Genomic DNA, 21,278 nt, shown 5'->3' on the forward strand with positions numbered 1-21,278 from the left:
GCCGCAGGTTCCGCTGTGCTACGCTTGCCGAACCGAACTACAGCACGGCGACCCGACTTCCATCATGCGTTCCTGGCGCATTTCTCCACCGCATCGCAGCGAACAGATCAGCACCTTGCGCGCGACCGAGCTCGTCATGTCGATTTCGCATGCGGATGCCGATGCGCTCGCCACGAGCATTCTGAAAACGGTCGGCGATACGTTGCCGGTCTCGCAGTGCACCATCTTCGCCTATGAATTCGACGCCAGGCCGCGCACGGTGTCCGCCGCCGATCATCGCGGTGGCCGCTTTCTGCGCGACGTCGCCGATCGCTACGCCACGCATTTCTATGCGCTCGACGGCAACCGCGCGATCATCGGCCGGCCGCACGACAAACCGGCACGCGACGCATTGGTGCTGCACCAGCAACAAAGCGAAGAGATCGAAAACGAAGCCTATCGCGCGGCCTGTTACGCGCAGCCAAACGTGTCCGACCGGTTGTCGCTGCTCGTGCAACCTATGGAAAGCGTCTGGCTGTCGATCAATCTGTATCGCGACCGCGCCTATGGTGTGTTTCAGCCGGGCGAACTGGAGCGCGTGGAAAGCCTCGCGCACTTGTTCGCACACGCGGCGAAGGGCCATTACGCGCTGAATGGACAGCATCAGCAGGGCTCGGCCGCCGCGATGCTGGCGCGGGTCAGGCGCGCTTGCCCGGCTCTCACGCCGCGCGAACTCGATGTGCTGCGCGGCACGCTCGAAGGCGCCAGCGCCGCTGAAATCGCGCTGCAAATGGGCGTCAAGCCTGCGAGTGTGATTACCTATCAGAAGCGCGCTTACGCGCGGCTCGGCATCTCGAACCAGCGCCAGTTGTTCGCGCTGTGCATGGTGCCCGAGCGGGGCTGAGCCGCCGGGCTCAGCAGTCACCCGTCAGCCGTCACGCACGCCTGAGCCGCACTTCGGCCTGCGTCTCGCGATCCCAGCGCTTCAACCACGGCATGATGAAATCCGCGAAACCGTCGGCGGGCGGCGACAGCGCGCGCTCGGTGGAGCGATACACGCACACCTCGCGGATCGTTTCGGGATCGACGATGCGCTTCATCACCAGCCCGAAGGTGCGCGCCAATGGCGCGACATAAGCCGGCGCGAGCGTGATGGCCAGCCCTTGTGAGGCGAGGCCGAACGCCGTGGTGACGTTGTCCACCACGTCCACCGGAATGATGCGGGCTTCCACCGGGAGATTGGCCAGCATTTGCCCGACCGCGCGTTCGTGGTCGCGGCCGGTGGCGACGATCGGCACGTCGCGCAAATGCGGCCACTGCACGCGACGGCGCGTGTTCAACGGATGGGTCGGCGCGCACCACATCACCCACGGACTCGCGAACGCCGGATCGCAACGCACGCGTGTGCCGCTTTGCCGGTCAGGGCCGATCGCGAGATCCACGTCGCCGCTTTCCACGCGTTCCACCAGTTGCTCGACCACGGTGTCGCAAATGCGCACGACCACCTTCGGCTTGTCGCGCGCATATTCGGCGATGGCCGCGGGCAGCGCGGTCGCCGCCAGCACGAGCGGTGCGCCGATCCGCACGATGCCGGCGGCGCGGTTGCGGATGTCGTCGGCGGATTGAGCGGCGGCGCGCACGTGGCGCAACACCGATTCCGCCGACGATAGAAAATCCTGCCCCGCGCTCGACAGATTCACGCGCCGCGTGGTCCGGTCGAAGAGGCGGAAGCCCAGTTCCTTTTCGAGGTCGGCGAGCAACTGGCTGACCGCCGAAGAAGTCAGGCCGAGCCGGTCCGCCGCCGCGCCGATGCTATGCAGATCGACGATGGCGAGAAACGCTTCGAACTGACGGATGGTGACGCGTGTGAGTGGCATTGGGCGATTCTAAAGAAAAACTAACGAATCGTGAAAAATCGATTGATTGTGCAGCGTGCCGCATGCGCGGAGACTTGTCCCAATCGACGCACCCAGCCAAACCCGCTTAGACTTCCGTCTCGCTAGTCTGAGTCAAGCCGGTTCACGCGGGCTGTCGTTTCGCCACACGCGCGCCATACCGGGCGCCACACCGAGGCCGCAGCGCGGCCGCATTCAAGGAATTGCCATGTTCGACCACATTCCCGCTTATCCAGGCGACCCGATTCTGAGCCTGAACGAAGACTTTCAACTCGACCCGCGGTCGAACAAGGTCAATCTGAGCATCGGCATCTATTTCGACGACGCCGGCAAGCTGCCGATGATAGACGCGGTGCGCCGCGCCGAAACCGCGTTGCTCGATTCGATCGGCCCGCGCTCCTATCTGCCGATGGCCGGCCTGCCGCTCTATCGCGATACGGCGCAAGCACTCGTATTCGGCGCGGACAGCGAGGCGCGCAAGGCGGGGCGGATCGCGACGCTGCAAACCATCGGCGGATCGGGCGCGCTCAAAGTGGGCGCCGATTTCCTGAAGCGTTATTTCCCCGGCTCGCAGATCTGGATCAGCGACCCGAGCTGGGAAAACCATCGCGTCGTGTTCGAAGGCGCGGGGCTGACGGTCAACACCTATCCGTATTACGACGAACACACCGGCGGCTTGCGTTTCGCCGACATGATCGAGACGATCGGCCGCTTGCCGGAACAAAGCGTCGTGCTGCTGCACGCGTGCTGCCACAATCCGACCGGCGTGGATCTGAGCCCGGCGCAATGGGCCGAACTGGTGCCGGTATTGCAGCGCCGCAAGTTGATCGCCTTCGTCGATATGGCTTATCAGGGTTTCGGAGCCGGTCTTGAAGAGGACGCCGCTTGCGTGCGTCTGCTGGCCGACGCGGGCATTCCGTTGATCGCCGCGAATTCGTTCTCGAAGAATTTCTCGCTGTACGGCGAGCGTGTCGGTGCGTTGAGCGTGGTCTGCAAGAGCGCGGAAGAGGCCGGCCGCGTGCTCGGCCAATTGATGTCGACGGTGCGCGCGAACTACAGCAATCCGCCGACGCACGGCGCGCGGCTCGTCGCCAACGTGCTCGCGGATGCCTCGTTGCGCGCTTCGTGGGAAGCGGAACTCGCCACCATGCGCGAGCGGATTCTCGCCATGCGCGGCACGATTCACGCCGGACTCGCGGGCCGTGTGGATGAAGTGATGCGCGCGCGCTACGTCGCACAGCGCGGCATGTTCACCTATACGGGCTTGAGCGAAAGCCAGGTGGAGCGACTGCGCAGCGAATACGCGGTGTATGTGCTGCGCTCCGGGCGTATGTGCGTGGCCGGTCTGAACGAACGCAACGCGGAGTATGTGGCGTCGTCGATCGCGGCCGTGGTGTCGGGCGCGTAAGCGCGCCTGTTCGATCAACATAACGATAGCAGCGGTCGACAAGGGAGACCCCAATGACCACCCTCGATATACAAGCGCCGAGCGCGCCGAAGGCCCACGCGATGCATCCGGATGAATGGCATGCGCGCGTGCAGCTTGCAGCGTGCTACCGGATCTTCGACATGCTCGGCTGGACCGAGATGATCTACAACCACATCACGCTGCGCGTTCCCGCCAGCGTGAGCGGCGGCGAGCGGCAGTTCCTGATCAATCCGTTCGGGCTGCACTACAGCGAAGTGACCGCGAGCAACCTCGTGAAGATCGACGCACAGGGACGCGTGCTCGATCACTCGCCGTATCCGGTGAATCCGGCCGGCTTCGTCGTGCATGCGGCGATTCATGAAGGCTTGCCCGACGCGCACTGCGTGATGCACACGCACACCACGGCGGGCGTCGCCGTGGCCTGTCTGGAAGACGGTCTGCAGCAGACCAACTTCTACAGCGCGCAATTGCACGACCGCATTGCGTATCACGACTTCGAGGGCATCACGGTGCACGCGGACGAAGGCCCGCGCCTGCTCGAACATATCGGCAACAGGCAGGCGGTGATCTTGCGCAACCATGGCCTGCTTGCGTGGGGCCACACCTTGCCGCAAACTTTCGCGGTCCTGTGGACGCTCAACCGCGCCTGCGAAATCCAGATGGCGACGTTTGCGATGGGCCGCGCGCGGCCGGTGCCGGAAGACGTCGCGATTCGCTGCTCGCGCGACGCGTTGCAGTTCGATCCGCGTCACGGCGCGGGCCAGGATGTGTTCGATGCGTTGGTGCGGCGAGTGGACCGCATCGATGCCAGTTACAAGGATTGAAACGATGAAAGTAGCTATCTACGGTGCGGGCGCGATCGGCGGCTGGATGGGCGTGAAGCTCGCGCAGGCCGGCCATGACGTGAGCGTGGTGGCGCGCGGCGAGACGCTGAATGCGCTGCGCGAGCACGGCCTGCGTTTGATCGAAGGCGGCGTCACGCATGCCGTCAAGGTGAACGCGAGCGAGAAGCCCGCGGATCTCGGCGTGCAGGATCTCGTCGTGGTCGCCGTCAAGGGCCCGGCGATGGCGTCGGTGGCCGCGCGGATCGCGCCGCTGCTTGGCGCGCGGACCATCGTATTAACCGCGATGAACGGCGTGCCCTGGTGGTTCTGCGACGGACTCGGCGCGGACTTCGCCGGCAAGCGGCTGAAGTCAATCGATCCCGATGGCGCGATTGCCGCCGCGATTCCGAGCGCGCAAACGGTGGGCTGCGTGGTGCACGCCAGCTGTCTCGTCGAAGCGCCGGGCGTCATCCGGCATCATCAGGGTAACGGGCTGATTATCGGCGAGGCGTCGGGACAGCCGAGCGAGCGCGTCGCGGCGCTCACGGCCACGCTCGCGGCGGCCGGCTTCAATGCGTCGATGTCGGCGCAGATTCAGCGCGACGTCTGGTACAAGCTGTGGGGCAACATGACGATGAATCCGATCAGCGCCATCACCGGCGCGACCACCGACCGGATTCTCAGCGACGAGCTGGCCCGCAACTTCGTCACGAGCATCATGCTGGAGGCCAAGGAAATCGGCGCACGCTTCGGCATTCCTATCGACCAGGAGCCGGCGGATCGCCACGAGGTCACGCTGAAACTCGGCGCGATGAAAACCTCGATGCTGCAGGACGTGCAGGCGGGTAAAGCGGTCGAACTCGACGCGCTGGTGGCCGCGGTGCGCGAACTGGGACAACTGACAGGCGTCGCTACGCCGTATACCGATGCGTTGCTCGGTCTCGCGCGCCTGCATGCGAGCACGCTGGGTTTGTATCCGAAGCAGTAACAGTCCTCAAGGGAAAGCCGCCGCGCCTCACATGGCGCGGCGGCTTTTTTTACGCCTTATGCCGTTACCGCAGTCGAAGCCGGCAGCCGTGCCGCTTCGATCAACGACAACGCGCGCCGCGGGTTGTCGAGTTCGGTCAGGCACAGCATCGCAAGGCGGCCCAGATACAACGGCGCGTGAGCTTCACCTTCGTTCGTGAGGGTCTTGCAGAGCGTCGTGTAGACGAGGTCGAGATCGCTATCGGTCATGATGCTTGCCTCCTTTGTATTAGAGCGTCAGCGCCGCGCTGATGGCGCGCTGCGTGGCCGCGGCGCTGCCGTCGCGCCAGCGGGCGAGTACATGGCCATCGGGACGAACCAGATAGACCGTGCCAGGCGTGGCGTCGAGCATGTCGTGCAGACGGCCGGTGTGATCGACTACGTTTGAGCTCGTGGCGTTTTGCGTGTCGTTCTTCACCAACGTGACGGCTTTGAACGGAATCCCGTGGTCGGCAAGCGTGCTTTGCAACTGCTGCCACGCGCTGTCCTGCGTCGAGTCCACGTTCGCGTTCGCGTTTCCGTTCGCGCCGAAGCGCAGCGCGGTGAAGCAAGGCCCGAGCAGATCCGTCAGATGAATATCGACGACCACGTCCTTGTCCCTACGTTGGAGCCGGCATTCCGGCAGCACGGTGCCGGGCGCCGGGCCTTGCTTGAAAGCGCCGGCCGCGTCGCCCGCGGCTTCGTTGAGCGGCGACTGCGCGTAGGCAATCGCATGCGTCTGCCGCGGATTGATCAACGGACGCACCGCCGCATGATGCTCAGCGAGACTGAGGACGGCCCGGCGCATCAGGTCGAAGGCGAACGAGGGCGGTGCCATGAACTCTGTACTCTTCATGCCGTAGCTCAGGTTCTCGCGCGCGGCGAACACGCGCTCGTCGCTGTAGCTGTCGAGCAGACGCGGCGACGCCACGCCGTTCACCACGCAGGCCAGTTTCCAGCCGAGGTTGTCCGCGTCGTCGATACCGGAGTTGGCGCCGCGCACGCCGAAAATCGGCACGAGATGCGCGGCGTCGCCCGCGAACAGCACCGGGCCGTGCCGGTAGCGTTCGAGCGTCAATGCGTTGGCCTTATAGACGGTGATCCAGATCGGCGACCATGCGCCGGTTTCGCCCATCGAGTCGAGCACGCTCTGCACGCGTGGCATGACGTTCTCGGGCTGCACGGCGGCCTCAGGGTCTTCGTCGTCGCGAAGCTGGTAGTCGATGCGCCAGACGTTGTCGGGCTGCTTGTGCACCAGCACCGTCGAGCCGGGATTGGACGGCGGATCGAAATAGGCGAGGCGCTCGGTGGCGCGCGCGCTGTCCAGTTCGATATCCACGATCACGTAGCGGCCTTCGTACGTGGTGCCGGTGAGCTTGAGACCGAGCGCCTCGCGAATCGTGCTGCGGCCGCCGTCGCAGGCGACCACCCAGTCGGCGTGCATTTGCCATGCGGTGTCGCCGGTGCGCAGTGCGAGCGTTGCGCTGGCTATGCTGTCCGCGCTGTCGAGGTTTGCGCGGCCGCCTTCGGCCGTATGTTGTTCAATGCCGGTCACGCGCGTCTGCCAGCGGATCTCGATCAGGTCGGCATGCCGTTCCACTTCGTCGAGCAGCAACTGTTCGATCTGATATTGCGCGATGTTGATCATCGGCGGCAGCGATTGCTCGTCGTCCTGATGCATGGCGAAGCGGAACACTTCGCTATCGCGGTAGAAGCTGCGGCCGCCTGTCCACGGCAAGCCTTTTTGCAGGAAGCCATGCACGACGCCGAGTCGCTTGAAGATTTCCAGACTGCGCCGCGAGATGCAGATCGCGCGGCTGCCGGTGCAGACGCCGTCGTCGGCTTCGATCAGCACCGAGCGCACGCCCTGGCGAGCCAGCGCGAGCGCCAGCGTCATGCCGACCGGCCCGCCGCCGACAATCGCCACGGGCCGCCTGACAGGATCCCGCCCATCGACGAGCGGTGGCACCACGCCCTCATAGTGACGAGGCGAAAACGGATAGGGTTTGAAGGGGCGGCTCATGCGTGTCTCCTGGATCTTCGATGCCGGGGATCGCCCGCCGGGGCTGGTTAGCTCTTGGAGGCGGTGCGAATCGATAGCGAAGTATGAAGGAGGGGGCGCGCATGGCTGTCCTCATTTTGGGTACAGCGGCGTCGGGCGGCTGTACCGACAGCGAAGGCGTTTAGTCCGCTCCGCCCACATGCGAAGGGTGGCGCGCGTGCGGCAAGCTCGACGCCGCCTGGCATTCCTCGATCATCGCGCGGAAGGTGGGGGCCGCGTGCGAAGCGCCGGTCGCGCCCATCTCCGGGCCGCCTTCCGGCGCGCCGCCGACGCCGACCACCAGCGTCGCCCGCGGCCGCCATTCGCGCGTGCGCCGCAGCATGTTGCGCAGATACGGCGGCGATTCGGGCGCATCGAGCGAGACGATGCAGATGATCGGCGCGTCCTTGAAATTCGGTTCGTCGGCGCGCGCACTGCGGTAGCCCGAGTGCGTCGCCATCATCGGCGCGAGACCCTGACGGCCGAGCAACTGCACGGCGATCGCGGTGGTGACTTCGTCGAACGAACCGCGTCCGGGTACGCACAGCACGGACGTTTTTTCTGCTTCACGGTGTGTCTGTGGGTGCGCCGAGATGTGGCTGTCGTGCCGCTCGGAAAGATCGGCCGAGGCCGAAGCGAGCAGCGCGCTCGCGGTATCGGCGGGTTCGCTGCGCGCCATACGGTCCGGCAAGCCATCCGCGATTTCCAGGTTTTCGACGATGTCCACCAGCGCGTCGTTGATACGCTGTAACTGGTCCGGCATCAGCACGCCGCGCATTGCATCGTTACGGGCGAGCTTGAGGCCTTCGAGCGCGACCTTGTCGTAGTAGTCGATCAGCGACATCTCGCGCAAAAGGCGCTCCGCTTGCACGATCGCCTCGTGCGGATCGTCCGCGAGCAGCCGCTGATAAAAGTTCTGCGCGGGCGTGAGCGCGGGCTGATCGCCCAGCAGCACCGTGAGAAAGTTCAGCCGGTCGGCGTAGCGGCCCAGCGTGACCACGCACAACGTGAGCGGTGTCGACAGCACGAGGCCGATCGGCCCCCACAGCCAGCTCCAGAAAATCGCCGCCACCACCACCGCGAGCGGCGACAGGCCGGAACGGTGGCCATACAGCAGCGGCTCGGCGATCTGCCCGGCCACCACGTCGACGACGATGAACAGGATCAGCGTATAGACCGCCATGGTCCATTGCGGCTGAATCGCGGCCGCGAGAAACACGGCGAGAATCGCGGCGATCCAGATGCCGATATATGGCACGAAGCGCAGCAACGCGGCGATCACGCCGAACAGCAGCGCACCCGGCACGCCGATGATGGCGAGCCCGATGGCGATCACACCACCTGCGCTCAGATTCACACCCAGTTGCGCGACGAAGTAGCGGGACAGCCGCACGGCGGCGTCGTTGATCGCGGTGGTGGTGCGGTGCAGATCGCGCGAGCCGAACAGGCTGATCAAACGGTCGCGCAAATCCTCGCGTTGCAGCAGGATGAAAATCGTCACGACCAGCACGATGAAGGTCGTTTCGATCGGCGCGATGGCCGGCGACAACGCACGTTGCGCGAGTTGCATCGGCGTGGGCGACGGCTCGTGCACTTCGACTGGCTGCGGCACGGCGGGCGCATTGCGCGCGGCGCGTCCGGTGGGACGCGGCGGGTTCGGTTTGGGCGGGGCCACGCGCTGCAGAGCGACGGCGGCGCGGCTCATCAGCGAATCGGCGCGGCCGACGGTTTTTTCCTGCACCGTTTCGATCTTCTGCTCGATCGCCTCCTGATACTGCGGCAGGTCGGCCGCGAGTTGCACGAGTTGCGCGGTGATCAGCGCACCTACGGCGAGCAAGCTGGCCAACGCGAACAACACGGCAATGAAGATCGACGGCAATTGCCCCATATGGAAACGCCGCAACATCTGCACGAGCGGGGCGAGCAGGAAGCTGAGCAACACCGACAGCGTGATCGGAATCAACACCGCGCGGCCGAAGTACAAGCCGCACACCACCACCACGCCGGTAATCACCGACGCGAGGCCGTGCAGACTCGGCGTGCCCGGCGGGTAAACGCGGTTCGGCCGCCCAGACGGCGGTAACGAGATTTTCATGAGCACACTTTCCGATTGAGACGCGCTGTCGTTTTTATACGGGCCGCTCGCGGACAGGGAGAGGACGTCCGGGCACAGCGCATGAGCAATTCATATGCCCGGATTGTAGGCGCTTTGATGCAGGACGGCCTATTGCTCATCCCATGTGCAGACGCAGCAAGCCCAGCAATTGCGAGCTCGCATACAGCAGCAGGCCGATAAAGCCGCCCACAATCGTCCCGTTGATGCGGATGTATTGCAGATCCTTACCAATGTTCAGTTCGATCTGCCGTGACATCTCATGCGAGTCCCAGTTCTTGACGGTGTCGCTGATGTGGCGCGTCAGGAACCGCGCGAAGTCCGGCGCCATAGAGCGCGCGGCTTCTTCGAGGTGATCGTTCAGCGACTGGCGCAACGCCGGGTCGTGCGCGAGCTCGCGGCCGACCCATTGGCCCATCGCCACCACGCGCGCGTGCAGGGCGGAGTCGCTGCTTTGCAGATCGCGCTTGAGCCACGCGCGCAATTCGCCCCACATGTCTTTCACATACGAACTGAGCGCGTCGCCTTCCACCAGATAGCGTTTCAGTTCCTCGCCTTTTTGCAGGAACGCGGGATCGGTTTTGAGCTTGACGATCAGCTTGTGCGCGGCGTCGTCGAACTTCTGGCGAAGCTCATGCGTGGGGTTCTCGCTGATCTGTTCGAGCATGCGATTGACCGCGTTGGCGATGGCTTCGGCGCCTTTCTCGCTGAGCCATGCCGAAGGCAAAATCTTCTCCATCGTCGGGTACTCGCTCTTTACCCAATCGACGATTCGTTCGGCGATGAACTCGCGCGCGCGCGGTTCGCGCAGCAGCGCCACGACCTGTTCGATGCCGGCGTCGAGCAGTTCCTGATGACGGCCGTCTTTGGTTAGCGTGTCGAGAATCGAGCCCATCGATTGCGACAGATCCACCTTGGCCAGCACGTCGCGCAGCGCGTCCTTGATGAAAACCTGAATGCGTACGTCGTCGGTCAATTCGAGAATGCCGCTGGTGAGTTTGACGACGTAGTCGCCCAAACGCGCGGTGTTTTCCGGCTGCGTCAGCCACGCGGTGATGCTGCGCGCCGGGTCGTGCTTCTGGATCAGACCGACCAGCGAAGGCACATCCAGAAACTTGTCCTGCACGAACACCGCGAGGTTGTCGGCGATCTTATGCTTGTTCCTCGGGATGATCGCGGTGTGCGCGGAGACGACCGGGATCGGCACGCGGCGAAACAGGGCGGCCACCGCGAACCAGTCGGCGAGCGCGCCCACCATCGCGGCCTCGGCGATTGCCTTGATGCCGTCCACCCAGATGCCGGGCGTCATGAACGCGGTCACCACGAAAACGCAGGCGGCGGCGAACAACAGCAGGAGCGGGGTGCGCTTGGCCTTCTTCAGTTCGATTGCTTTGTTCATCGGCGGCAGGGCAACGGGTCCAGGTCGATTGAGGGATGCGGTGCGCTTGGCTCTCGCGTCCGGAAACGCGAGTGTAGCGCCGCTCGTCAGCGCATGGGCCAGGTCGCGCCGGCCGTCAAGGACTAGCTTTGCCACGCGAGCACGGTAACATCTGCGGTTAGACTGCGCAGCCTAGCCCCGCGAGGCAGATTGCGATTGAACAGAATGAAACGGAAGGGAGGCACAGTGATCAGGTTTCTGCACACCGCGGACTGGCAGATCGGCACGCAATTCGGCCAGTTCGAGCCGGATGAAGCGGCGCATCTTGCCGAGGCGCGCTTCGAGACCGTGCGCCGGATCGCCGGCGAAGCCGCCGCGCGCAATGTCGATGCGGTGCTCGTGGCCGGCGACGTATTCGATCTGCAAACCGTCTCCGATACGGTGATCCGCCGTCTGTTCGGTGCGCTGCAAGCCTTCGCCGGGCCGTGGATCATGCTGCCGGGCAATCACGATGCCGCGCTCGTCGAGAGCGTCTGGACGCGCGCGCAGCGCCTGAACTGCATCGCGCCGAATGTGCGCGTGGTGCTCGAACCTGGCGTGGTGCTGCTGGACGACTGCCGGTGCGCGTTGCTGTGCGCGCCGCTCACGCAACGCATCACTTACGACGACACCACCGGTTTCTTCGACAGCGCGGAGACGCCACTTGGCTATCACCGCGTCGGCCTTGCGCACGGCAGCGTGAGCGGAATTCTGCAGGAAGGCATCGACTCGTCGAATCCCATTGCGCCGACGCGTGCGGCGAGCGCGCGTCTCGACTATCTGGCGCTCGGCGACTGGCACGGGCATCTGCGTGTCGATGAGCGCATCTGGTACGCGGGCACGCACGAGCAGGACCGCTTCCGTGCTAACGATCCGGGTTTCATGCTCGACGTGACGCTGAGTGAACCGGGCGCGTCGCCGGTGGTCGAGCCGGTGCGGGTCGGTCAATATCAATGGCATCGTTGGGACGAAACCATCGCCGTGCCGACTGACGTTGATTCACTCAAGGCGCGTCTGGCCACGCTGGGCAGCCACGACGTGCTGCGCGTGACGGTCGATGGCACGGCAGCGCTGGCCGACGCCGAAGCGCTTCACGTCGCCGTGGAAGAAGCCCGCGCACGCGTGCGGGCCTTGCGCGTCGACTTGAGCGGCCTGCAAGTGCTGCCCACCGACGACGACCTCGCTGAACTTGGCGCGCAAAGCGGTTACCTCGCGAAAGTGGTGGCGCGTCTGCGTGGCTTGCAGGAGGACCCGCAGTCCGACCCGCAAGAGGTCAAGCGCGCGGCGGAGGCCTTGCTGCTTCTGGCGCGTTTTCAACGTGAACTGCCGCGCGAAGCGAGGTCCGCATGAAGCTGCAAAGTATTGCGATTCAGGAGTTCAAGCAGTTCACCGGCAAGCTCGTCATCGACGATCTGCAGCCCGGGCTGAATCTGTTCGTCGGTCCGAACGAGGCCGGCAAGAGCACCATCGCCGAAGCCGTGCGCGCCGTGTTTCTGGAGCGCTACAAAGCCTCGCATCTGAAAGACCTGTTGCCGTGGGGCAAGGCGAGCGGGCAGCCGTCGGTCGAAGTGAGTTTCGAGCTGGACGGTATGGCGTGTCGATTGTCGAAGCAGTTCGTCACGCGGCAGCGCTGCGAGTTGAGGATCGGCCAGAGCGCGTTCGGTGAGGATGAAGCCGAAGACAAGCTCGCGGCCTTGCTCGGTTTTTCACGCCCGGCGCGTGGGCCGTTGAAGGCCGAGAACGCGGGCGTTCCCGGTTTATTGTGGGTGCAGCAAGGCGGCACGCAGGAGATGCGCGATTCCACCGGCCATGCGGCGCAGTATCTGCGCGATGCGCTGTCGCAACTCTCGGGCGGCCGTGAATCGGCTGGAGAGGATGCGTTGATCGCCGCCGTGCAGCGCGAGCTTCGGCAACTGCTCACCGCGCGCACGCAGAAGTCCACTGGGCCGCTCGCCGAGGCGGAACAGACGCTAGCCAGGTTGATCGAAGAGCGTGGGGATCTTGAGCAGCAGCGTCAACAGTTCGAGGCGAACATTGCAAGTCTCGCCACGCAGCAGCAAACCTTCGACGAAACGCAACGCAAGCGCCCTTGGGAGCTTCACGAGCAGAAAGCCGTGCAGGCGCAATTACGCGCCGATGCCGTCGTGCAACTCGAGGGCAGCCTCAAAGGACTTGAGCAGTCGGTGAAGGCGAGCGAAGCGGAACTGGCACTGCCGTTACAACAGGAGCAGAACGCGCTCGAACTGGAAGCGGCCGTGGCGCGCGAGCGTCAGCAACTCGATGCGCTGCGGGCGAGCGTGGCGGCGGTCCAGGCCGAACACGCGCAAGCCGCGGCCAGCGTGACGCAATTCGAGCAGGCTTTCGCCGATGCCAATCGCGCGCTCGAACTGGCCAACGCGGCAGTGACCGCGGCCGATCTGCGCAGCCAGATCGGCCTCTATCGCGCCGAGAGCGAGCGGCTCGAAGCGTCGATCGCAGCTGCCAGCAAGGCGAACGATGCCGTGCTCGAAGCCGCGCGCGAAGCGGCCACGCTCGAAATCGACGAGGCGAAGCTGAAGCGGCTCGCCACGCTCGGCAGCGAGCTGACCGTGCTGCGCGCTCGGACCGAAGCCGCGATGACGCGCATCGAATACCGCTTGAACGGCGCGATTACCGTTGACGAAAAACCGGTGAGCGGCGAGGGCGTGCTGCGTGTGGACGAAGAGAAGCGGATCGGCCTCGGCGCGCTCGGCGAATTGCGGGTGATTCCGGGTGTCTCCGATCTGCCAGCGCGTTTGTCCGAACTCGCGTCGCTCGAAGCCCAGCATGCGCAGTTGTTGCAGGCGCTCGGCGTCGCGTCGCTCGGCGAGGGCGAAGCGCGGCACGAGCGGTGGAAGACGGCGGTCGCGCAACAGAAGAGCCAGGCGAAGATTCTTGACGTGCACGCGCCGCAGGGCATTGAGGCATTGCGCGCAGCGTCGGCGACGGCTGCGGCGCGCATGCAGGCCGCCAATGAGCGGCTGACAGGTCTGCCCGACGTGTCGGCTGCATCACCGCTTGACGAAGCGCGCCGCAATGCCGAGATCGCGCGCGACGCGTTGGAAGCCGCGCGAAAAGTGCTGACCCAGGCGGCCGATAAAAAATCGACCGGTACGGCCAATGCCGAATCGCTCTCGGCTCAGTTGCAGCGCAAGGAAGCGCAGTTGAACGACGAAGTGTTCTGTCGCAACCGTGCGCAGTGGCAAGCCAAAATCGTCGAACAACGCGTGCAGGTCGAGGCATTACGCAAGCAGCGCGAAGGGCGCGAGCGTGAACTGGAGGCGGCACGTCTCGACGATCCGGCGGCTGAGGCGAAGCGCTATCGCGCGTCGGCGGAACTCGCGCGCGGCGAGCAGAACGAGCGGCAGGTGAAAATCGCGGGATTGCGCAGTCAACTGGAGACGGTCGGCGCGTCCGGTCTCGGCGAGCGTCTGGCGGCGGTGCAGGCCAAGGTCGAACAGGCCACGCGGCGCAAGGACGAACTCGGCTTGCGCGCGAGCGCGTTGAGTCTGCTCGACGAAGTGCTGGTCGACGAACGCGACGCCGCGGTCGCGCAATTGCGCGCGCCGTTGACCGAGCGGCTCGGGCATTATCTGAAGCGGATTTTCCCGCAATCGACGATCGCACTCGGCGATGATCTGAGCCCCGCCACGTTGGACCGCTTTGGCCGCGCGGACACGCTTGATGCGCTGAGCTTCGGCACGCGCGAACAACTCGGCATTCTGACGCGGCTCGCCTACGCGGATCTGCTGAAGGCATCGGGCCGGCCGACCTTGCTCATGCTCGACGATGCGGCGGTGCATACCGATGCCGCGCGGCGCGACGCGATCAAGCGCGCGCTGATCGACGCTGCCACGCGGCATCAGATTCTGGTGTTCACGTGCCACCCGGAACTGTGGGATGACCTCGGCGTGAAGCAGCGGGCGATTGAGGATTTGAAGGTGGCGGCTTAGGTGTGCAACGCGCGGCGTGGCGTGATCGATGCAGATTGCATGGACGACGTCACGCCGCCGATGAATCAACGTGAATTTGCAGAAAGATCCGTCTTCACGGATCAACATTTCCCCCGAAACTATTGATTCGAGTCTTCGCTGCGGTCTGAGCCTTTCGGCAACAGTAGTCAAATCTGCTTGTGCCGAATGCCTGTGCCTGTCCGCGTGACGACCGTCTGAACAGTCGCAAATGTCACGGGGATAGTTAATGGCGCAGGATACGTTCATCAAGATTAACGGGATCGACGGCGAATCGCAGGATGCCTCGCATCTGAATGAAATCGACGTAATCGGTTGGCGCTGGAAGGTTTCACAGGATTCGACCATGATGTCGGGCTCTGGCGGTGGCGCGGGCAAGGCTACCGTTTCAGATCTTGAGTTCACGCACAAGTTGGACCGCGCCAGTCCGAATCTGGCCAGATATTGTTTCACAGGCAAGCATGTCGATCAGGTGAAGCTGACTGTGCGAAAGGCCGGGGGAATGCCATTCGATTACCTCAAGATCACGATGTACGACGTGGTCGTCACCCAGGTGGAGCCGATCGGCGGCGGCGACGAGTGCCACGAAGAGGTTCACCTGTCTTTTTCTACGATGAAGCATGAGTACTTCGTGCAAAACGCGCTGGGAGGAAGCGGCGGTGCGGTGACCGCGACGTTGTATATCAAGAACAACACGACGAATTGACCGAGCGGGGGCAGAGGATATGCCGGTTAAATGTAGTTTTGTTCTCAATGGGCAGACGGACTCGGTTTTTTCGTGCGAGGGGACAGCGTCCGTTGCTGCCTTCTCGGGAACTGGTCATGGCAGAGATAACCCAGATGACACGGCCGTGGAAAACGTTGGACCGATTCCGAAAGGGACCTACTATCTCGTCGATCGCCAGTCGGGGGGCTTGGTGGGTTTTCTGTACGATTGGTGGTATGCGACCGACTCCGTCTCTACCGACCGTCGAAAGTGGTTCACGCTCTGGAATCCGGCGACGGGAGACACGACCAATATCAATGGCATCAAGCGCGGTAACTTCCGACTGCATCCAATGGGGCATTTGAGGTTGAGTCACGGATGTATCACCGTCGTGAACCCTCAGGAATTCGATCGACTTCAGAAATACATTCGTTCGCGGGGACAGACTGTGCCCGTGCCAGGCGCAGCTTTACGAGCCTATGGAACCGTTGACGTGAAATGAAAAAGCAATTCGCAATCAATTTTCGATTTACACCGCTTTGATAGGGATATCGATCATTGCTGGTTGGCAGACAACGTATCTTCTCGACATGCTTCCGGTCGAGATGCCTAGCAGCGTAGAAGCATTTATTCGATTCTCGCTACACTGCACGGGCACTGAATATCTGGAAAATCCTGACGATATGGAAGTGCTTGCGTGGCTGCTCTACTGGTTTGTTGCTACGTTATTGATTGCTTTTGCTCTGGCGAAATTCAAAGGGTGGCTGTCTCGCTATCTCGTTGCAAGAAGGAGTGGCGAGAAGACGCCTAAGATGCCTTTTTCCGTAACCCTCATTGCATCTTTACTTGCGCTTCTCGCCATTAGTGATTTTGGATGGTACCTGCAGAGTCCGTTCACAACATACCCGTTGCATATACCGTCCTCTGTCAGCGCGATAATCAGACTCTGGCTGTCAGTCACGGGTCAAGGCAGTAAGGCAGGTAACGAAGGCGATATGCTGGACTATGTCATGAACTTGTATTGGGCAGTAGCCACGCTGCTTATCGGCGCACCCGTGCTTCTCTGCTGCCTCGCGATACGCCGGTTCATACACAAAAAAACACCATAACCACCACCTGCCCACTCACTCATACCACCGCGGCGTATAAACCCACTCGGTGCCGCCAGCGCTACCGCCAAACCGCCGCGTGGTCGACGACCCCACGATCACCATCGTCCGCATATCCACATCGGACGAACGCAATTCGCCTAGCGTGATCGTGCGCAGCGTGCTGCCTACGCGGCCAATATCGCGGCCCAGCACCACCTGAGTCTGCGCCGCGCGATACTCCCGCACGATATCCAGCGCTTTATCCAACTGCCACGGCCGCGCCCGCGAAATCGGGTTATAAAACGCCATCACGAGATCCGCTTCGGCGGCATGCCTCAGACGCTTTTCGATGATCGTCCAAGGCTTCAGATTGTCGGACAGCGACAGCATGCAGAAGTCGTGACCCAACGGCGCACCCGCTTGCGCCGCCGTTGCCATCGCCGCCGATACACCAGGCACGATCGCCAGTTCGACCGCAGCCCAATCCGCGTTATCCGACGACTCCAGCGCTTCAAGCACCGCCGCCGCCATCGCAAACACCCCCGGATCGCCCGAGGACACCATCACCACGGAACGTCCCTCGCTCGCCAGTTCGAACGCATGCCGCGCGCGTTGCATTTCCTCGCGATTGTCCGTGCCGTGCACGCGCTGGTCGGCGCGCAACGGGCCGACCATTTTCACGTAAGTGTCGTAGCCGAGAACATCGGTGGCCTCGTTGAGCGCCGTGCGCGCGGCCGGCACCATCAGATCGGCGCTGCCGGGGCCGAGGCCGATCACGGTCAGACGGCCGCGCGCGCGGCCGATGGTGTCCGGATCGATGGCGAGCGGCGCCAACGCCAGCGCGACGCCTGCCGTCGCATCGTTGTGCAGCGTCTCGTAGGGAATGCGCAGCGCGGCATGCAACAGGTTGCCCGGCGGCTCGCCATCTTCGGGACGTGTCAGCGCGAAGCGCAACGGCACGTTCAGGTTCGCTGCAGCCTCGGCAAGCGCCGGGTCGGCCATGCGCTCAGAAGAAGCCAGCAATGCCGCGAGCGACAGCGGCGCGAGACCCTGCGCGTCCAATGCCTCGCGCACGCGCGCCACGATGTCGCCATCCACGGCCGCCACCGCCGCGACCACGCTGCGTGGATGAATCACCAGTTCATCTTCGCGTCCGTCCCATGCACGCGGCGTCACGCGAATCGCGAGACGCGCCGAGGCGGAGCGGGGCAGTTGCGCGTCGTCGAGCCACGGCGCTTCGCCTTCGATGCGCGTGCTCTCACCGGCCAGCAGATCCGACACGAAGCGCTTGCCTTGCCCAATATCGGCGAGCGTATAGCCGTCGGGCGGATTCAGCACGCAGGTGCCGAAACGCAATTCGCCGCTCGTCGTGATGGCGGCCGGCACGGCCAGCATGGCAGCAATTTCTCGCGCCATCACGTTGACGCCGGCGAGACCGCCGAGCAGCGGCACGACCGCGCTGCCGTCTTCGGCGACAGCGAGCACCGGCGGCTCGACCCCCTTTTTCGACAACGACGGAGCGACACATCGAATCACGATACCCGCCGCGCACAACGCGACGATCGGCGTGCCGCGCGCATACAGTTCCCGCAGATGCGCGCCGAGTTCGCTATACGACACGTCCGCCTCGACGCGTCCCTGCAACGCATGCACCTGGCTACCCGCGTACAGCGCCTGAATGCGCCGCGCCGTCGCCAACGCGCCCGCGCCGAGAATCACGATCGCGGGTGCGCTCATCCTTGCCATTTTTCCCCCGGCACCACTAGCAGCGAAAAATACGGCGACGCCATCGGATCCACTTCGGCGAGCGGCACGATGCGTTGATTGCCCATCGTCGCGCGTTCGACGTAGAGCGCGCGGTCCGCGAGACCGAGTTCGCCGAGCACGCGCCGCACCTTGTCGAAATTGCGGCCGAGTTTCATCACGACGGCGGCGTCGGCATCGGCCAGACGGCGGCGCAATTCGTCTTCGGGCAACACGCCCGAGAGTACCGACAAGCTCTGATTGCGATACACCAGCGGCGCGCCGAGCACGGCGGCGCCGCCGAGCATCGAGCACACGCCGGGCACCACTTCGCTTTCGTAGCGCGCGGCGAGCCGGTCGTGCAGATACATGTACGAGCCGTAAAAGAACGGATCGCCTTCGCAGATCACGGCGACGTCGCGGCCCGCGTCGAGGTGAGCGGCGACGACTTCCGCAGCGGTGTCGTAGAAGTCGGCGATGATCGCTTCATACGATAGCGGCGGTTCGAGCGCTTCGGTGGTGACGGGATAGACCAGCGGCAGATGCTGCTGGGCGTCGTGCAAATGCGCCTCGATGATGCTGAACGCGTTGCCTTTCTTGCCCTTGGCGACGAAGTACGCGACCACCGGCGACGCCTTCAGCAAGCGCAGCGCCTTCAGCGTGATGAGTTCCGGGTCGCCGGGGCCGACGCCGAGTCCGAACAACCGTCCTTGCGCCGTCATTTATTCGACCTCCGTGGCCAGCGCGTTCACGGCGGCGGCCGCCATCGCGCTGCCGCCGCGCCGGCCATGCACCACGACGTAGGGCACGCCGCGGCTGTCGTCTGCGAGCATGGCTTTCGATTCGGCTGCGCCGACAAAACCCACTGGGAAGCCGAGAATCAGCGCGGGTTTGGGCGCGCCGGCGTCGAGCATATCGAGCAGATGAAAGAGGGCGGTCGGCGCATTGCCGATCACGACGACGCTGCCCGCCAGATGCGGCCGCCACAATTCGAGCGCGGCCGCCGAACGCGTGTTGCCGAGTTCGCGTGCGAGCGACGGCACGTCCGGATGCGCGAGCGTGCAGAGGACCTCGTTGTTCGCCTGCAGCCGCGCGCGCGTGATGCCTTGCGCGACCATGCCGGCATCGCACAGGATCGGCGCGCCTTGCGCGAGCGCCGCGCGGCCCGCCGCGCCCGCGCCTGCGGAAAACCGCAGATCGTCAATCACATCGACCATGCCGCACGCGTGGATCACGCGCACCGCGAGTTTTTCGAGGTCCGCGGGAATGCGCGACAAGTCGGCCTCCGCGCGGATCGTCGCGAAGGATTGGCGATAGATCTCCTGACCGTCGCGAATGTAATCAAGCATCGGTGTCACTCCGGACCAGGCGTTCGAGCATGTCGGCGGCCTGGTCGATCGTCAGTTGGCGCGCGACGCACTGGCCGAAGCCGGGCTGGCCGTCGCGTCGATAAAAGTCATAGAGGCCGGGCGCTGTGGCCAGCAAAGTGTACGGTGCGCAATGCGCGGCGGCGCACGAGCGCGAGCAGCCGCTCAGATGCACGTCGACGCCGGCAGGCAGGCGGGCGGCGAGGCGCAGCGCGTCGGCCTTGGTGTCGGCGAGGCCCTTCGCGCAGCCGCTCGATCCGGCGCAGGCGATCAGGTGTGTGATCGCTTGCGCCGGATCGCAGGCGAGACCGAGTGCCTTCAGGCCGGACAACACGGTCGGGACGGCGTGTGTGGCGATGTCGGGTAATAGCACGCTTTGCCAGGGTGTCAGGTGAAGCGTGGCGTTGCCGTGCTGTTGCGAAAGCGTGGCGAGGCCACGCAGCGTGTCGGCGTCGAGGCGTCCCAGCGGTGGCTGGCCGCCTGCGTGCCAGGTTCCGCTCACGCGTTGAGCGTGGGCGCCGAGGCGGAGGCTGGGGTCGGCGGGTGTAACGCGATGCCAGTCGGCCAGCGTCGCGTTTTGCGTCAGCGGGAAGTCGAGATATCGCTGGGCGTGATGCAATACCGCATCGACGGAATGCGCGGCCAGCAGGTGGCGCATGCGGGTGGCGTCGGCGGCGGCGAGGTCGAGGAATGTGAGGAGCAGCGCGCCTGCTAGTGCCGGGACTTGTGAAGGCAGGATCGCGGCTAGTGCCCTTGTGTCGTCGGCGCGGGGTTTTTCAGGCGCGGTGCGCTCGCTTTGCGTGAGTGAGCCAGCATTGGCGCCCACAGGCGGACAACCCGCCAACCCGAACACGAACCGCACGCCTTCCGCTTCTTGCGATGCCGCCAGCCACACATCGTGCGGATGATCGACTCTCGCAAGCCGCTCGCCGCCGTCCAGCAGCAGCGCGAATTTCGGCGATAGCGCCGCGAAACGCGCTTCGCTTTGCAGCATCGTGAGCAATTCGGCGCATAGCGAGCGCGTGTCGAATAGCGCGAATGGATCGCGTCCGGCAGCGGGGCTGATCATGACGTTGCGGACGTCGTCGGCGGTGGTGGCGGTTGCGACTGCGGCGGCGAGCGTGCGGGCAGCGTTGGAGGCGTTCTCGGCCACTGCGTCAGTTGCTATTGCATCCGCATTCTCGGCCACTGCGTCAGTTGCTATTGCATCCGCATTCTCGGCCACTGCGTCAGTTGCTATTGCATTCACAACTTTCCAGGCGTCTACATCCGCTGCGCTACCAGCGCACGTCACCGGCATCGGCCCAAGACCCGCATCGAACAAAGCCGCGATCAACGCCGCCTCTTCACCGCGCTTCACGCCACGCACCTGCACATTCGCGCGATTGGTCAACTCGATCACCCCGGCCGCGTGCCGCGCGCTAGCCTCCGCGATGGCCCGAGCCTGCGCCGCGCTCAATTCACCGCCGGGCAGTTTGATCCGGCAAATTCCGCCGTCGCGCGCGGCGACGATGCGCAGCAGCCCCGGACACGCCGAGGGCCGCAGCGTGACAGCCGCGTCGGATAAAACGGTGGAAGGCGAAGCTTGATTCAAGACGGACACCGGGTTTAGCGTCGCGCGACGGCCCGAGCAAGCCGTGAGGCGGGCATTGCTGCGGCATCGGTACACCCCGCCCGAT

At 64.3% G+C, this 21,278-nt stretch carries 18 protein-coding genes; 9 read left to right on the plus strand and 9 right to left on the minus strand.

Going from position 1 to position 21,278, the window contains the following annotated elements; translation table 11 throughout:
• The first annotated feature begins 64 nt into the window (after nt 1–64).
• Complete coding sequence (locus HF916_RS18625) at nt 65–883, plus strand: helix-turn-helix transcriptional regulator (protein ID WP_168790332.1); 819 nt, start codon at nt 65–67, stop codon at nt 881–883.
• A gap of 31 nt (nt 884–914) precedes the next feature.
• On the opposite strand, the gene HF916_RS18630 is transcribed toward HF916_RS18625, so the two are convergent.
• Entirely contained in the window at nt 915–1,856 is a 942-nt protein-coding gene (locus tag HF916_RS18630) for a LysR family transcriptional regulator (RefSeq protein ID WP_168790333.1), read from the minus strand.
• A 226-nt stretch (nt 1,857–2,082) separates the two neighbouring features.
• On the opposite strand from HF916_RS18630, the gene HF916_RS18635 reads away from it, so the two are divergent.
• From HF916_RS18635 to HF916_RS18645, 3 genes are read left to right on the plus strand one after another with little or no spacing between them, the layout of a single operon-like run.
• Nucleotides 2,083–3,282 carry an aromatic amino acid transaminase gene (locus HF916_RS18635; protein WP_168790334.1) on the plus strand — a complete coding sequence of 400 codons (1,200 nt, stop codon included), beginning with the start codon at nt 2,083–2,085 and terminating at the stop codon, nt 3,280–3,282.
• A 53-nt stretch (nt 3,283–3,335) separates the two neighbouring features.
• Entirely contained in the window at nt 3,336–4,127 is a 792-nt protein-coding gene (locus HF916_RS18640; RefSeq protein ID WP_168790335.1) for a class II aldolase/adducin family protein, read from the plus strand.
• 4 nt (nt 4,128–4,131) lie between these two features.
• Nucleotides 4,132–5,115 carry a 2-dehydropantoate 2-reductase gene (locus HF916_RS18645; protein ID WP_168790336.1) on the plus strand — a complete coding sequence of 328 codons (984 nt, stop codon included), beginning with the start codon at nt 4,132–4,134 and terminating at the stop codon, nt 5,113–5,115.
• A 56-nt stretch (nt 5,116–5,171) separates the two neighbouring features.
• Here HF916_RS18645 and HF916_RS18650 read toward each other — a convergent pair whose 3' ends face one another.
• The 4 genes from HF916_RS18650 to HF916_RS18665 all read right to left on the minus strand — a co-directional run bounded on the left by HF916_RS18650 (nt 5,172) and on the right by HF916_RS18665 (nt 10,685).
• On the minus strand, nt 5,172–5,363 hold the full coding sequence (locus tag HF916_RS18650; RefSeq protein WP_168790337.1) for a hypothetical protein: 192 nt from the start codon (nt 5,361–5,363) through the stop codon (nt 5,172–5,174).
• Between the two features lie 19 nt (nt 5,364–5,382).
• Complete coding sequence (locus tag HF916_RS18655; protein ID WP_168790338.1) at nt 5,383–7,155, minus strand: FAD-dependent oxidoreductase; 1,773 nt, start codon at nt 7,153–7,155, stop codon at nt 5,383–5,385.
• A 160-nt stretch (nt 7,156–7,315) separates the two neighbouring features.
• Nucleotides 7,316–9,268: an AI-2E family transporter gene (locus tag HF916_RS18660; protein ID WP_168790339.1), complete on the minus strand. Its 1,953-nt coding sequence runs from the start codon at nt 9,266–9,268 to the stop codon at nt 7,316–7,318.
• A 136-nt stretch (nt 9,269–9,404) separates the two neighbouring features.
• Nucleotides 9,405–10,685 (minus strand): DUF445 domain-containing protein, encoded by a 1,281-nt coding sequence (locus HF916_RS18665; RefSeq protein WP_168790340.1) that lies wholly within the window; start codon nt 10,683–10,685, stop codon nt 9,405–9,407.
• A gap of 225 nt (nt 10,686–10,910) precedes the next feature.
• Between HF916_RS18665 and HF916_RS18670 the strand changes: the two genes are divergently transcribed.
• From HF916_RS18670 to HF916_RS18690, 5 genes are all read left to right on the plus strand, one after another.
• Nucleotides 10,911–12,053 carry a metallophosphoesterase family protein gene (locus HF916_RS18670; protein ID WP_168790341.1) on the plus strand — a complete coding sequence of 381 codons (1,143 nt, stop codon included), beginning with the start codon at nt 10,911–10,913 and terminating at the stop codon, nt 12,051–12,053.
• Nucleotides 12,050–14,674: an AAA family ATPase gene (locus HF916_RS18675; protein ID WP_168790342.1), complete on the plus strand. Its 2,625-nt coding sequence runs from the start codon at nt 12,050–12,052 to the stop codon at nt 14,672–14,674. Before HF916_RS18670 ends, HF916_RS18675 begins: the two co-directional genes overlap by 4 nt.
• Nucleotides 14,675–14,921: 247 nt before the next feature.
• The gene (locus HF916_RS18680) at nt 14,922–15,398 is read left to right on the plus strand and encodes an Hcp family type VI secretion system effector (RefSeq protein ID WP_168790343.1); all 477 of its coding nucleotides are present in this window, start codon (nt 14,922–14,924) and stop codon (nt 15,396–15,398) included.
• 19 nt (nt 15,399–15,417) lie between these two features.
• The gene (locus HF916_RS18685) at nt 15,418–15,900 is read left to right on the plus strand and encodes a DUF2778 domain-containing protein (protein ID WP_168790344.1); all 483 of its coding nucleotides are present in this window, start codon (nt 15,418–15,420) and stop codon (nt 15,898–15,900) included.
• An 88-nt stretch (nt 15,901–15,988) separates the two neighbouring features.
• Nucleotides 15,989–16,507 carry a hypothetical protein gene (locus HF916_RS18690; RefSeq protein WP_240975582.1) on the plus strand — a complete coding sequence of 173 codons (519 nt, stop codon included), beginning with the start codon at nt 15,989–15,991 and terminating at the stop codon, nt 16,505–16,507.
• A gap of 15 nt (nt 16,508–16,522) precedes the next feature.
• Here the strand turns inward: HF916_RS18690 and cobJ are convergent, their stop codons facing one another.
• From cobJ to cobG, 4 genes are read right to left on the minus strand one after another with little or no spacing between them, the layout of a single operon-like run.
• Complete coding sequence (gene cobJ / locus HF916_RS18695; protein ID WP_206001910.1) at nt 16,523–18,226, minus strand: precorrin-3B C(17)-methyltransferase; 1,704 nt, start codon at nt 18,224–18,226, stop codon at nt 16,523–16,525.
• Entirely contained in the window at nt 18,223–18,954 is a 732-nt protein-coding gene (locus HF916_RS18700; protein WP_168790346.1) for a precorrin-2 C(20)-methyltransferase, read from the minus strand. The genes cobJ and HF916_RS18700 overlap by 4 nt, the downstream gene beginning before the upstream one ends.
• A complete protein-coding gene (locus HF916_RS18705) occupies nt 18,955–19,581 on the minus strand; it encodes a precorrin-8X methylmutase (RefSeq protein ID WP_168790347.1) in 627 nt (208 codons plus the stop codon).
• Nucleotides 19,574–21,202, minus strand: coding sequence for a precorrin-3B synthase (gene cobG / locus HF916_RS18710; protein WP_168790348.1), 1,629 nt, complete (start codon nt 21,200–21,202; stop codon nt 19,574–19,576). The genes HF916_RS18705 and cobG overlap by 8 nt, the downstream gene beginning before the upstream one ends.
• Nucleotides 21,203–21,278: the final 76 nt, after the last annotated feature.

This window comes from Paraburkholderia aromaticivorans, from assembly GCF_012689525.1.
Lineage (GTDB): Bacteria > Pseudomonadota > Gammaproteobacteria > Burkholderiales > Burkholderiaceae > Paraburkholderia > Paraburkholderia aromaticivorans_A.